This window comes from Caballeronia concitans, from assembly GCF_001544615.1.
Taxonomy (GTDB): Bacteria; Pseudomonadota; Gammaproteobacteria; order Burkholderiales; family Burkholderiaceae; genus Caballeronia; species Caballeronia concitans.
The window spans coordinates 699,098-711,524 of the sequence record NZ_FCNV02000001.1 but is presented as its reverse complement, the minus strand read 5'-3'; the positions used below and the strand labels follow the sequence as shown (position 1 = coordinate 711,524).

Annotated in this window: 13 protein-coding genes; 11 read left to right on the top strand and 2 right to left on the bottom strand. The window is 65.2% G+C overall.

Annotated features, from left to right (window positions below; all coding sequences use genetic code 11):
• Nucleotides 1-112: 112 nt before the first annotated feature.
• From hda to AWB72_RS03325, 7 genes are all read left to right on the top strand, one after another.
• Nucleotides 113-928 (top strand): DnaA regulatory inactivator Hda, encoded by an 816-nt coding sequence (hda, locus tag AWB72_RS03355; protein WP_040052895.1) that lies wholly within the window; start codon nt 113-115, stop codon nt 926-928.
• Between the two features lie 11 nt (nt 929-939).
• Nucleotides 940-1,626 carry a histidinol-phosphatase gene (locus AWB72_RS03350; protein ID WP_040052896.1) on the top strand — a complete coding sequence of 229 codons (687 nt, stop codon included), beginning with the start codon at nt 940-942 and terminating at the stop codon, nt 1,624-1,626.
• Entirely contained in the window at nt 1,619-3,211 is a 1,593-nt protein-coding gene (pcnB, locus tag AWB72_RS03345) for a polynucleotide adenylyltransferase PcnB (RefSeq protein WP_040052897.1), read from the top strand. The genes AWB72_RS03350 and pcnB overlap by 8 nt, the downstream gene beginning before the upstream one ends.
• Before the next feature lie 97 nt (nt 3,212-3,308).
• On the top strand, nt 3,309-3,881 hold the full coding sequence (folK, locus tag AWB72_RS03340) for a 2-amino-4-hydroxy-6-hydroxymethyldihydropteridine diphosphokinase (RefSeq protein ID WP_040052898.1): 573 nt from the start codon (nt 3,309-3,311) through the stop codon (nt 3,879-3,881).
• On the top strand, nt 3,878-4,558 hold the full coding sequence (locus AWB72_RS03335; protein WP_040052899.1) for a deoxynucleoside kinase: 681 nt from the start codon (nt 3,878-3,880) through the stop codon (nt 4,556-4,558). Before folK ends, AWB72_RS03335 begins: the two co-directional genes overlap by 4 nt.
• Nucleotides 4,559-4,597: 39 nt before the next feature.
• Nucleotides 4,598-5,413, top strand: coding sequence for a 3-methyl-2-oxobutanoate hydroxymethyltransferase (gene panB, locus AWB72_RS03330; protein ID WP_040052900.1), 816 nt, complete (start codon nt 4,598-4,600; stop codon nt 5,411-5,413).
• A 110-nt stretch (nt 5,414-5,523) separates the two neighbouring features.
• Entirely contained in the window at nt 5,524-5,823 is a 300-nt protein-coding gene (locus AWB72_RS03325) for a hypothetical protein (protein WP_040052901.1), read from the top strand.
• 21 nt (nt 5,824-5,844) lie between these two features.
• On the opposite strand, the gene AWB72_RS03320 is transcribed toward AWB72_RS03325, so the two are convergent.
• Nucleotides 5,845-6,780, bottom strand: coding sequence for a CopD family protein (locus tag AWB72_RS03320; protein ID WP_040052902.1), 936 nt, complete (start codon nt 6,778-6,780; stop codon nt 5,845-5,847).
• A 479-nt stretch (nt 6,781-7,259) separates the two neighbouring features.
• Between AWB72_RS03320 and AWB72_RS03315 the strand changes: the two genes are divergently transcribed.
• The 4 genes from AWB72_RS03315 (at nt 7,260) to AWB72_RS03300 (ending at nt 11,807) form a co-directional block, all read left to right on the top strand.
• The gene (locus AWB72_RS03315) at nt 7,260-8,003 is read left to right on the top strand and encodes a c-type cytochrome (RefSeq protein ID WP_040052903.1); all 744 of its coding nucleotides are present in this window, start codon (nt 7,260-7,262) and stop codon (nt 8,001-8,003) included.
• Nucleotides 8,004-8,024: 21 nt separating this feature from the next.
• Nucleotides 8,025-9,323 carry a c-type cytochrome gene (locus AWB72_RS03310; protein WP_040052904.1) on the top strand — a complete coding sequence of 433 codons (1,299 nt, stop codon included), beginning with the start codon at nt 8,025-8,027 and terminating at the stop codon, nt 9,321-9,323.
• Between the two features lie 82 nt (nt 9,324-9,405).
• A complete protein-coding gene (trhA, locus tag AWB72_RS03305; protein WP_040052905.1) occupies nt 9,406-10,026 on the top strand; it encodes a PAQR family membrane homeostasis protein TrhA in 621 nt (206 codons plus the stop codon).
• 236 nt (nt 10,027-10,262) lie between these two features.
• On the top strand, nt 10,263-11,807 hold the full coding sequence (locus AWB72_RS03300; RefSeq protein ID WP_040052906.1) for a DEAD/DEAH box helicase: 1,545 nt from the start codon (nt 10,263-10,265) through the stop codon (nt 11,805-11,807).
• A 92-nt stretch (nt 11,808-11,899) separates the two neighbouring features.
• Here AWB72_RS03300 and AWB72_RS03295 read toward each other — a convergent pair whose 3' ends face one another.
• On the bottom strand, nt 11,900-12,394 hold the full coding sequence (locus tag AWB72_RS03295; protein ID WP_040052907.1) for a hypothetical protein: 495 nt from the start codon (nt 12,392-12,394) through the stop codon (nt 11,900-11,902).
• Nucleotides 12,395-12,427: the final 33 nt, after the last annotated feature.

Here is a 12,427-nt window from a genome sequence, read left to right as displayed (position 1 = left end):
AAATCCGCGAACGAACACGGCGAACGGCCGCGCACGCATCGGCGCCGCGCGCCACCGCTATTTCGAGAAAACGCCCAGCTCATTCGATCCCGCCCGACGACATCCATTCCCCGTGCAACGCCAACTGACGCTCGACCTCGGCACGCCGCCGCCCGCCACCTTCGACAATTTTTACGCCGCCAGCAACGACGAACTGGTCACGCGGCTGCGCGAACTCGAAGGCGCGCTCGCGGCCGGCCCGGTCGCGGACCGCTCGTTCTACGTCTGGGGGGAGCCGGGCAGCGGACGCAGTCATCTGCTGCACGCGCTCGTCTACGAAGCGAGCGGCCGCGCGCGCTATCTCAGCCCGCAAAGCGCGCTGAACGCGTTCGGCTTCGATCCGGAAGTCGCGCTGTACGCCGTCGACGACTGCGACCGCCTTTCCGCCCCGCAGCAGATCGCGCTCTTCAATCTCTTCAACGAAGTGCGCGCGCATCCGACGAGCGCGCTCGTCGCCACCGGCAACGCCGCGCCGATGACGCTCGCCGTGCGCGAAGACCTGCGCACGCGGCTCGGCTGGGGCCTCGTGTTCCATCTGCTGCCGCTCTCCGACGAAGCGAAGGCATCGGTGCTGAAGCACGCGGCGCGCGAGCGCGGCATCGTGCTGGCGGAAGACGTTCCGGCTTATCTGCTCACGCATTTCCGACGCGACATGCCGAGCCTGATGGCGCTTTTCGACGACCTCGACCGCTTCTCGCTCGAACAGAAACGCGCGGTCACGCGCTCCCTTCTTCGCACGATGCTCGCGCAAACCGGGCGCGTGCCGCCGCTCGTCGCGGTTGCGCCGGAATCGCCGCAGGCATCGCCGGATGACGGCCCGAACGCGTCGCCGGACGACACCGACGCCACGCCCGCCGCGCCGGACAACGACCCCAGCCGCTTCAAGTAGAATGCGTCCCCATGAACCTCGCCCTTTTTGATCTCGATCACACGCTTCTCCCCACCGACAGCGACCACGAATGGGGCCGCTTCATGGTGAAGCTCGGCATCGTCGATCCGACCGAATTCGCGCGTCAGAACGACGCCTTCTACGCCGATTACAAAGCCGGCGTGCTCGACATCAACGCGTACCTGCACGCCATGCTCGCGCCGCTTTCGAAATACTCCCGCGAGCAACTCGCCGACTGGCACGCGCAGTTCATGCACGAGATCATCAATCCGCATATCGTGCCGGCCGCGGTCACGCTGGTGCGCGAGCATCAGGACAATGGCGATCTCTGCTGCCTCGTCACCGCGACGAACGCGTTCATCACCGCGCCGATCGCGGAAGCCTTCGGCATCGAAACGCTGATCGCGTGCGAAGTCGAAACCGTCGACGATCATCCGCACGGCGCGTTCACCGGCCGCCCGCGCGGCACGCCGAGTTATCGCGAAGGCAAGATCGTGCGGGTCGAGGAATGGCTCGCGTCGCTCGGCAAGAAGATCGGCGACTTCAAGCACAGCTATTTCTATAGCGATTCCCACAACGACATTCCGCTGCTCGAGCGCGTCACCGACCCGGTCGCGACGAATCCCGACGACACCCTGCGCGCGCACGCGCAAGCCAAAGGCTGGCGCATCCTGAACCTCTTCGATACACGTGATTAAAAAACTCATCCGCAAGCTGTTCGGACAAGAGAGCGCCGAATCCCAGGAAAGCGCTTCGAACGACACGGCAACCGCATCGGCAGAAGCGAAACCCGCCCGCAAAACCGTTCGCGTCCCGCGCAAGAAGGCCGCAGCGCCCGTCAGGCGCGACCCGAGCGTGCCGGTGATCCTGTCGTCGGACATTCACGGCATCGATCCGTCGCTCATCTCGAAGAACGCGGTGCGCGTCACCGAAGGCCTGCAGCAGGCCGGGCATCGCGCGTTCATCGTCGGCGGCGCGGTGCGCGACCTTTTGCTCGGCGTCGCGCCGAAGGATTTCGACGTCGCCACCGACGCCACGCCCGACGAAGTACAGCGCCTCTTCCGGCGCGCGCGCATCATCGGGCGGCGCTTTCAGATCGTGCACGTGCAGTTCGGGCAAGAGATCATCGAGACATCGACGTTCCGCGCGCTCGTCGATACCCCGGCGCCCGCGCCGGCCGCCGAGCCGCCACGCCGCTATCGACGCGGCGAGCTCGAAGGCCGCACGCACGCCGTCGATGCATCCGGCCGCGTGCTGCGCGACAACGTCTGGGGCGAGCAGCACGAAGACGCCACGCGGCGCGATTTCACCATCAACGCGATGTACTACGATCCGGCCACGCAAACGGTGCTGGACTATCACGACGGCATGGCCGACATCCGCGCGCGCCTGTTGCGCATGATCGGCGATCCGGCCACGCGTTATCGCGAAGATCCGGTGCGGATGCTGCGCGTCGTGCGGTTCGCGGCGAAGCTCGGCTTCGAGATCGACGAAGCCACGCGCGCGCCGATCAAGGAACTCGCGGACCTCATGAACAACGTGCCGGCCGCGCGTCTCTTCGACGAGATGCTGAAGCTGCTGCTGTCGGGTCATGCGCTCGCGTGCCTCACGCGGCTGCGTCAGGAAGGGCTGCATCACGGCGTGCTGCCGTTGCTCGATGTCGTGCTCGAACAACCGCACGGCGAGAAATTCGTCACGCTCGCGCTCACGAGCACCGATGAACGCGTGCGCGCGGGCAAGCCTGTTTCGCCGAGCTTTCTCTTCGCGACGCTGCTTTGGCACGACGTGCAGACGCGCTGGCAGAAATACACGGCGGCGGGCGACTATCCGGTGCCGGCGCTGCATCGCGCGATGGACGATGTCCTCGAGATGCAGACCGAGAAGCTCGCCATTCACAAGCGCTATTCGGCGGACATGCGTGAAATCTGGGGCTTGCAGCATCGGCTGGAAAAGCGCGGCCGCAGCGCGCTGAAGCTCCTGGAACACCAAAGATTCCGTGCGGGTTATGATTTCCTGCTGCTGCGTTGCGAATCGGGCGAACTCGACGCGGAAGTCGGACAATGGTGGACCGACTTCGTGAACGGCGACCACGCCGAGCGCGAAGCGCTGCTCACGCAAGGCGGCAAGGAGCGCAGCGCACCGAAGAAGCGCCGCCGTCGCAGCAATGCGAAACGCAAGGCCACCGAGACAGGCGAACAAGGCTTCGTGAGCGAATCGCGGGAATCGGACGAAAGCAGTGTCGAACGAACCAGCGGACAGGGCGAAGGCGCGGACAACGAGTAAAGCCGGTTTTCGCTACAGTAGCGGATAAAGGTTTGCACCCGGACGTGTCCGGGTCTCACCCGCTTGTCGCCCAAGACCTACCCGTAGGACTACTGCCATGACGATTGCATATCTGGGCCTCGGAGCGAATCTCGGCGATGCGCGCCAGACCTTGAAAGACGCAGTCGTGTGTCTCGCGCAGCAGCACACGATCACCGTGCTCGCGAAATCGAGCCTGTATCGCACCGCGCCGATCGATTCTTCCGGCGACGATTACTTCAATTGCGTCGTCAAGCTCGAAACGACGCTTCCCGCACGCGCGCTCTTGCGCCTGTGTCATCTGATCGAAGAACAATTCGGGCGCGAGCGGCCGTATCGAAACGCGCCGCGCACGCTCGACCTCGATATCCTGCTGTACGGCGCATCGAGCGTCGATGAAATGGATCTCGTCGTGCCGCATCCGCGCATGACGGAGCGCGCGTTCGTGCTGGTGCCGCTCGTCGAACTCGAACCCGATCTCATCATTCCGCAACGCGGCCGCGCCGATGCGTTCGTCGCGGCGGTCGCCGATCAGCGCATCGAACGTGTCGCGACTTGCCAGTGCCTCATGCTCGGCGGCCAGCCGCGCGACGCCGACGCATCCGATGCCGCCGGCGCTTCCCCTGCTCCCAACTCACCTACTTGCCGATGAGCGTTCCGCCACTCACCGTCACCGCGCCGCAATTGCGGCCGCCGCACCGCTATATCGCGATCGAAGGACCGATCGGCGTCGGCAAGACCACGCTCGCGACGCTGCTCGCGGAACGCTGGTCGATGCGCACGCTGTTCGAGCGCCCGCAGGAGAATCCGTTTCTCGAGCGCTTTTATCGCGATACCACGCGGCATGCGCTGCCCACGCAACTGAGCTTCGCGTTGCAGCGCGTCGCGCAGACGCGGGAAGTCGCGGACATGCTCACGTCGAATACGCCGCTCATCGCGGACTTCATCACGCAGAAGAGCGATCTCTTCGCGCGCCTCACGCTGCCCGACGACGAGTTCCAGCTTTACCGCGACATCGCCTCGCGCATCGATGTGAGCGCGCCCGCGCCCGATCTCGTCGTGTATCTGCAGGCGAGCCCGGAAGTGCTGTTTTCGCGCATCCAGAAACGCGCGCTGCCGATGGAGCTGCAAATCTCCGATTCGTATCTGCGCGCGCTGACCGATGCTTATAACGACTTCTTCTATCACTATGACGCGACGCCGCTGCTCACGGTGAACGCGGAGCATTTGAATCCGGTGACATCGGAAGAAGATCTGGCGCTGCTCATCGATCGCATCGAGACCATGCGCGGGCGCAAGGAATTCTTTGTCAAAGGCGTGTCGGTCTGAGCTTCGCTCGATGCCCGCGCCATCTCCAGTGAAATCATCATGACGTATTTGCAGGAAACGAGCCGTTCGACGATCACCGTACCCAAGCTGCAGGCCATGCGCGAGGCGGGCGAGCGCATCGCGATGCTCACGTGCTACGACGCCAGCTTCGCGGCGCTGCTGGAGCGCGCGGGCGTCGACGTGATGCTGATCGGCGATTCGCTCGGCAACGTGCTGCAAGGGCACGGCACGACGCTGCCCGTCACGCTCGAAGACATCGCGTATCACACGGCGTCGGTCGCGCGCGGCAGCAAGAGCGCGCTGATCGTCGCGGACATGCCGTTCGGCACGATCGGGTCGCGCGAAGAAGCGTATGCGAACGCGGTCAAGCTGATGCGCGCCGGCGCGCAGATGGTCAAGATCGAAGGCGGCGAGTGGCTCGCGGAAACGGTGCGCTTTCTCGTCGAGCGTTCCATTCCGGTGTGCGGGCATGTCGGGCTCACGCCGCAGTCGGTGCATGCGTTCGGCGGCTTCAAGGTGCAAGGCAAGACCGATGCCGCAGCCGAGCAGATGCGCCGCGACGCGCTCGCGCTTCAGGAAGCGGGCGCGCAACTGCTCGTGATCGAAGCGGTGCCGACGCTGCTCGCACGCGATGTCACCGCGAAGCTCGCGATTCCGACCATCGGCATCGGCGCGGGGATCGACTGTTCGGGACAGGTGCTCGTCTTGCACGACATGCTGGGTATTTTCCCCGGCAAGCGTCCGCGCTTCGTGAAGGATTTCATGCAGGGCCAACCGAGCATTTTCGCGGCCGTGGAAGCGTATGTGCGCGCGGTGAAGGACGGCAGTTTTCCCGGTCCCGAGCACACGTTCTGATCGCTTCTCAGGCCGGCGCGCGGTGCAGCCGGTCTGCGTTTTCTCGTACAGACCGGACTGGCGAGGTTCTTGCACACTAGGCGTCGAACGTATCCCGAGCGAGACCGACCATGTGGCACAGCCTTCCCGATGAATATGTCCGCGCGCAGCTTGCCGTCGGCGCGTTCGTCGCGTTCGGCGTGGCGCGAGTGGTGGCTGCGGTGCTCGGGGCGCAGCACGGATGGCGCATATCGGCCGTGACACGCGCGTTCATCGTGCTGTCGGCGGTGTTCTGCTTGCCGCAGTTGCTCGATGTCCTGGTCGCCGCGGATTCGTACTGCGCGTTCGTCGAGTTGCAGGGAAAGGCGGCCGGGTGCGCGCTGGCGTTATTCTGCGCGCCGATCGTGAGTCATCGGCTGGGCTACGAGTAGCCGCCGCGCAAAAACTCCGCTTCAACCGCCCGCAGCAAATCCCGGCACGCTATGCGACAGCACCGACGCCGCCACGAACACCGCCACCATCAGCACGGCTTCGATACGCATCACGTTGATGACCGTGTGCGCGTCCGTCGTCGATGCCGTGCGTTGCAGGCGCGGTAACGCCGACCAGCGATTGAGCGCGCCCAACGCGAGCGCCGCCGCGATCAGCGCGCTCTTCACCAGCAACGCCCTGCCCCAGCCGCTTCCCGTCAGCACGACAGCCGATCCGCCCGTCCCGCGCCACGCGTTGAACGCGCCCGTCGCGATGACGAACGCCACCGCGATCGTCGCCGCATGCGACATGCGCCCGACGACGCGCATCAACGAAGCCCGCGCCACCGACGATTCGAGCGCCGGCAACACCGCCGCCGCGCCCGCGATGACCACGCCGCCCCACACGCCCGTCGCGAGCAGATGCAGCGTCTGGACGACTTCGGCCAGCGAGAACGCGCCGGCATCGGCGGCATGGCCGATCGCCGCCTTTCCCGCCGATGCGATCAGCGCGCCGAGCGCGGCCATCGCCATGCGTCCGGCGCTTAAGCGTCCGCTCGTCGCGGCGGCAATCGCGATCACGACGCCGCCCGCAAGCGCCACCGCCCAGCCGATGCCCGCATGCGTGGCCGTCGCGACGAGCCATAGCGACGCGCCCGCATCGGCAATGGGCGAGCCGCTCATCGCCGCCGACTCGAGCCAGAGCGACGCGAAGTTGCACGCGACGAACACCACCGCCGACGCCATGCCGAACCGCGCCGCGCGCCTGAATCCGCCGCGCGCGGGCGACACCGGCGCGAACGCCTGTTCGCGGCCGAGCCACGCATTGAGGAGCAACGCGCCGAGCGCGCAGGCGAACGAAACATCGGCGAGCGCGGCGAAGAAGACTTGAAGCAGCCAAAGCGGATCGTCGCTCATGAAGCGGCGTCCGGCGCGGCGTGAACGGGAATTGCTGAAGCTGGCTGCGAGGGAATCATGGAGGAATGTGTGAAGTCGGGCCCGAGCAGTCTAAACGAACCCATTCGCCAGGGATGCCCGCTCGCGACGAATGCGCCTTGAACGTCGCCGCGCCACTTCCTAAGCTTCGCAAGCAACCACGAAGGCAAAAAGGCCGACCGCCGACGCCACGCAGTCCAACTGTTGTCGATACTGATGAATTCAACGCAATGTCAAAGTTCTTGTCTGTCGCGCGGCATTTTGTCGCGATTCCGCCGCAGCGGGCCCGAAAAGTTGTGTCAAATAGTCACCATCAGGCATCGATGATAGAATTCCGCGTCGCATCAGAGGCTCGTCGAGCCACTGTGGCCGTGGTCCGCCACCCTCCGCCACCGTACGCGTGGCCGTGGTTCGCCACCTTCGCACCGAGCCGCACGAAGCTCGGCAGGTCCCCGAATTTCATGGAGTGTCGCGTGTTTTCAAGACGCATTTTTCGTCCGCTGCTCGCCCTGGCAATGATCGGCAGCGCTGGCGTTCTCAGCGCGGGTCAAGCGCAAGCCCAGGCGCAAAATCAGCCGATCGCTCCCGACTCGATGGCAGCGCGCGTGCAAGGCTGCACCGCATGTCACGGTGTTCACGGCGAAGGCACGGACAACGACTATTTCCCGCGTCTTGCCGGCAAGCCCGCCGATTACCTCTACAACCAGCTTCAGAATTTCCGCGAAGGCCGGCGCAAGTATCCGCCGATGAACTACCTCGTCACGTATCTCTCGGACGACTACCTTCATCAGATCGCGGGTTACTTCTCGCAGCAGCGTCCTCCGTATCCGGCGCCGGTCAAGACGAACGTCTCGGCAACCACGCTCTCGCGCGGCTCGCAGATCGTGCTGAACGGCGATGCGTCGAAGAACATTCCCGCCTGTGCCGCGTGCCACGGCAAGGGCCTGACCGGCATGCAGCCGGCTATCCCCGGTCTCGTCGGCCTGCATTCCGACTACATCAGCGCGCAACTCGGCGCATGGAAGTCGGGCACGCGTCACGCCAAGGCGCCTGACTGCATGCAGCAAATCGCCACGCGCCTGTCCGACGACGACGTGACCGCCGTCGCCGCATGGCTCTCCACGCAAACCGCACCCGCCAACCCGGTGCCCGCGCCCGCTGGCTCGTCGAAGATGCCGCTCACGTGCGGCAGCGAACCGCAATAAGGCGTCTGGAGCGACAACACAATGAAACGCAAGTCCCTGTTCGCACTTTCCTCGGCTGTCGTGGTGGCAGCCGTCGCAGCCGGCGCCGTCCTCTGGTCGGGCGGCGACAATCTCCATTCGGGCGGCGCCGTCGCCGCGACGCCTGCCGACAAGGCCGCGCTCGTCAAGCAAGGCGAGTATCTGGCCCGCGCCGGCGACTGTATCGCTTGCCACACGGTGCGCGGCGGCAAGCAGTTCGCGGGCGGCCTGCCAATGGCCACGCCCTTCGGCACCATGTTCACGCCGAACATCACGCCGGACGACAAGTACGGCATCGGCAAATGGACGTCTGACGACTTCTATCGCGCGATGCACACCGGCCGCTCGAAGGACGGCAGCCTGCTGTATCCCGGCTTCCCGTTCACGAGCTACACGAAGGTCACGCGCGCCGACTCGGACGCGATCTACGCGTATCTGCGCTCGGTCACGCCGGTCTCGGAACCGAGCCGTCCGCATGAACTGCGCTTCCCGTTCAACAACCGCAACCTGCTGATCGGCTGGCGCACGCTGTTCTTCTCGGAAGGCGAGTACAAGCCGGATCCGACCAAGTCGGTGGAATGGAACCGCGGCGCGTATCTGGTCGAAGGCCTCGGCCACTGCGGCATGTGCCACACGTCGATCAACGCGATGGGCGGCCCGGTCAACTCGGCGGCGTTCGCCGGCGGCCTGATCCCGCTGCAGAACTGGTATGCGCCGTCGCTCACGTCGAACAAGGAAGCCGGCCTCGGCGACTGGGACATCAAGGACATCAACGACCTGCTGAAGACCGGCGTGTCGCAGCGCGGCGCGGTGTTCGGCCCGATGGCGGAAGTGGTGCACAACAGCCTGCAGTACATGACCGACGCGGACATCAACGCGATGTCGACGTATCTCAAGTCGATCCCGCAGAAGAAGGAAGCGCCGGAGTCGCTGCAACTGGAAACGTCCGAGAAGTTCGGCGGCGAGCTGCTGACGATGGGCAAGAAGGTCTACACCGAGAACTGCGCGAAGTGCCACGCGGAGAACGGTCTCGGCAAGCCGCCGGCTTACCCGCCGCTCGCGAACAACCAGTCGATCCAGATGCCGTCGGCCGTCAACCCGATCCGCATGACGCTCAACGGCGGCTATCCGCCGAGCACGGAAGGCAATCCGATGCCGCACGGCATGCCGCCGTTCGCGCAGTCGCTGTCGGATACGGAAGTGGCGGCGGTCGTGACGTACATCCGTATGTCCTGGGGTAACCACGGCACGCCGGTGTCGCCGCAACAGGTGAGCAACCTGCGTTCGGCGCCGCTCGACTGACGTCTTCGCCAGACAGCGTACAATACGCACAGGGCGCAGCCTTATGTTGGGGCTGCGCCCTTTGTCTTTTGGTGGATCGGTCATGCATGCAGGGGAACGTTTCAACAGCATCAGCCATTTGATCGGCGCGATTTTGTCGATAGCGGGACTCGCGGCCCTCGTCACGATGGGCGCGCTGGAACGCGACGCGTACAAGGTCGTCAGCTTCGCCGTGTACGGCGCGATGCTTTGCGCGCTCTACCTCATCTCGACGTTCTATCACTGCGCGCGCAGCCCGCGGCTGAAGGCGATCCTCCAGAAGTGCGATCACTCGGCCATTTATCTGCTGATAGCGGGCAGCTACACACCGTTTACACTGGTGACCTTGCGCGGCCCGTGGGGCTGGTCCCTCTTCGGCGTAAGCTGGGGACTCGCCGTTCTTGGCATCACGCAGGAACTGACGCTCGGGCGAAGAACCCGCAGCGTTTCGATGGTGCTCTACGTGTTGATGGGCTGGCTCGCGCTCGTAGCCGTTCATCCGCTCGTGACGACGCTGCCGGTCGCCGGCACCGCATGGCTTCTGGCGGGCGGCGTCATTTATACCGCCGGCATCTGGTTTTTCATCAACGACGAGCGCATCCGGCACGGCCACGGCATCTGGCATCTGTTCGTGCTGGCGGGCAGTCTGTGCCAGTTCGTGAGCGTCGCGCGCTACGTCGCGTGAGCCGTGAACCCGGCGCATATCAAGCATCGTGACGATTGCGATGCAACTTACACCCAGCTAACGTGTCTTGATTACGGGTCGAAGCATGCGGCACTGCCAGCGGTCGATGACCGGGGTCATGGCCTGCCGCCCGACTTTTTCCGAGCGTCGCACACGCGCTCAGCCGGCTGAACCCGGTTCGCCGCTGCATTGGATCGCGTGCGCGCCGTTCGCCATAACGATTTGAATATTCCTATATGTCTTTTGATTCACTTGGACTGTCTGAACCCCTCCTTCGCGCCGTCAACGAACTAGGCTATACCAACCCGACTCCGATTCAGCTTCAGGCGATTCCGGCCGTCCTCAAGGGCGGCGACCTGCTGGCCGGCGCGCAGACCGGCACGGGCAAGACCGCCGGCTTCACCTTGCCGATCCTGCAACGTCTCTCGCAGCTCGCGCCCGCTTCGGGCGGCGCGAAGCGTCCGGTGCGCGCGCTGATCCTCACGCCGACGCGCGAGCTCGCCGCGCAGGTCGAAGAAAGCGTGCGCGCGTACGGCAAGTATCTGAAGCTGCGCTCGACGGTGATGTTCGGCGGCGTCGGCATCAATCCGCAAATCGATGCGTTGCGCCGTGGCGTGGATATCGTCGTGGCAACGCCCGGCCGTCTGCTCGATCATATGCAGCAGAAGACCATCGACGTTTCGCAACTCGAAATTCTCGTGCTCGACGAAGCCGACCGCATGCTCGACATGGGCTTCATCCACGACATCAAGCGCGTGCTCGCGCGTCTGCCGGAGAAGCGCCAGAACCTGCTGTTCTCGGCCACGTTCTCCGATGAAATCAAGGCGCTCGCCGACAGCCTGCTCGATTCGCCCGCGCTGATCGAAGTCGCGCGCCGCAACACGACGGCCGAGCGCATCGAGCAGAAGATTCATCCGGTCGATCGCGACCGCAAGCGTGAAATGCTCACGCACCTCATTCGCCAGCACAACTGGTTTCAAGTGCTCGTGTTCACGCGCACCAAGCACGGCGCGAATCGTCTTGCGGAGCAGTTGACGAAGGACGGCATCAGCGCGCTCGCGATTCACGGCAACAAGAGCCAGTCGGCGCGCACGCGTGCGCTCGCCGAGTTCAAGGATCAGACCTTGCAGGTGCTGGTGGCGACGGATATCGCGGCGCGCGGCATCGATATCGACCAGTTGCCGCACGTCGTCAACTTCGATCTGCCGAACGTGCCGGAAGACTACGTGCATCGCATCGGCCGCACGGGGCGCGCGGGCGCGGAAGGCGAAGCGGTGTCGCTCGTTTGCGTCGACGAACTGCAATTGCTGAAGGACATCGAGCGGCTCATCAAGCGCCCGATTCCGCAGGAAGTGATTCCCGGTTTCGAACCCGATCCGAACGCGAAACCCGAGCCGATCCAGCGCCGCAGTCAAGGACGCGGCGCACCGCGTGACGGCGAGCGGCGCGAAGGCGGTCGTGGGAACGGGGCATCGCAGGGACAAGGGCAAGGGCGCGGCGCGAAGCCGGCCAACGGCGGCGGCAACAGCGGCCAAGGACAGCGTGAAAACCGCGCGCCGCGCGATGGACGCAGCGCGAGCAAGCCGGCAAATGCGGCGAAGCCGAACAATGGCGTCAGCGCGAAGCCGGCGCCTCGCCGTGCCGAGACGACGAACGCCAGCCACGCGCCGAATCCGCGCGCGAAGGCGGGCAATCCCGGCGCGCTGCTCGGCGGAAAGCCGCGTAGCGACAATGGCGGCGGCCGGCGCGACGGCATGCGCTCCGGAGATCGTGGTCGCTAATCAATGCCGGTTGTCGGCGAGCCGCTGTCGCGGCGGCTCGTCGCGGTTTGAATTCGCGCGATGACGTTCGCTTCGGCGAACGCCCCCGCGCATCAAGCGGCTGCGCTCGCCGCCCGCGTCAACCAGTCGATTTGCTGGCGCCAGCGCGCAAGCACGTTCTCGGCGTCAGTCAGTTCGAACGCGATGCCGCCAGTCAACCGCGCGTAGGCCACGCGCTGGATCTCCCCGCTTTCGATCGAGCCGACGAAACACGCGAGCGGCACGCCGTCCAGCGTCACGCGCCGCACGTCCAGTTGCACTTGATGGAACGCTTCGTCGAAAACGAAGGCGAGCGTCGCGCGTCCACTCGAAACAATCGCCTGCACGGTACGCGACGACGGCCACAACGCGAAGCACAGCGTCCGCGCGTCCGGCGCGAGCAATTCGCCCGCGCTCAGCAGTGCGGTGCGGATGCGCCCGGCGCTGTCGACAGCACAGAGCGACGCAGTGAAACCGTGCGGCGCACCGGTGAGCGTGCCGTCGAACAGCGCGCGCAGGTTCGGCGGCCATTCGTCGAAGACGGCCTGCGATGCGCGGGAGTCGCCCATGCCCTCGGAATTTGGCGATGCATCGTCCGACAT

Excerpts from the sequence above, each read along its gene's own strand:
- AWB72_RS03300 (WP_040052906.1), top strand. The coding sequence starts at position 10,263 with ATGTCTTTTGATTCACTTGGACTGTCTGAACCCCTCCTTCGCGCCGTC.
- AWB72_RS03325 (WP_040052901.1), top strand. The coding sequence starts at position 5,524 with ATGTGGCACAGCCTTCCCGATGAATATGTCCGCGCGCAGCTTGCCGTC.
- trhA (WP_040052905.1), top strand. The coding sequence starts at position 9,406 with ATGCATGCAGGGGAACGTTTCAACAGCATCAGCCATTTGATCGGCGCG.
- AWB72_RS03320 (WP_040052902.1), bottom strand. The coding sequence starts at position 6,780 with ATGAGCGACGATCCGCTTTGGCTGCTTCAAGTCTTCTTCGCCGCGCTC.
- AWB72_RS03350 (WP_040052896.1), top strand. The coding sequence starts at position 940 with ATGAACCTCGCCCTTTTTGATCTCGATCACACGCTTCTCCCCACCGAC.
- AWB72_RS03310 (WP_040052904.1), top strand. The coding sequence starts at position 8,025 with ATGAAACGCAAGTCCCTGTTCGCACTTTCCTCGGCTGTCGTGGTGGCA.
- AWB72_RS03295 (WP_040052907.1), bottom strand. The coding sequence starts at position 12,394 with ATGGGCGACTCCCGCGCATCGCAGGCCGTCTTCGACGAATGGCCGCCG.
- folK (WP_040052898.1), top strand. The coding sequence starts at position 3,309 with ATGACGATTGCATATCTGGGCCTCGGAGCGAATCTCGGCGATGCGCGC.
- AWB72_RS03315 (WP_040052903.1), top strand. The coding sequence starts at position 7,260 with ATGGAGTGTCGCGTGTTTTCAAGACGCATTTTTCGTCCGCTGCTCGCC.
- AWB72_RS03335 (WP_040052899.1), top strand. The coding sequence starts at position 3,878 with ATGAGCGTTCCGCCACTCACCGTCACCGCGCCGCAATTGCGGCCGCCG.
- panB (WP_040052900.1), top strand. The coding sequence starts at position 4,598 with ATGACGTATTTGCAGGAAACGAGCCGTTCGACGATCACCGTACCCAAG.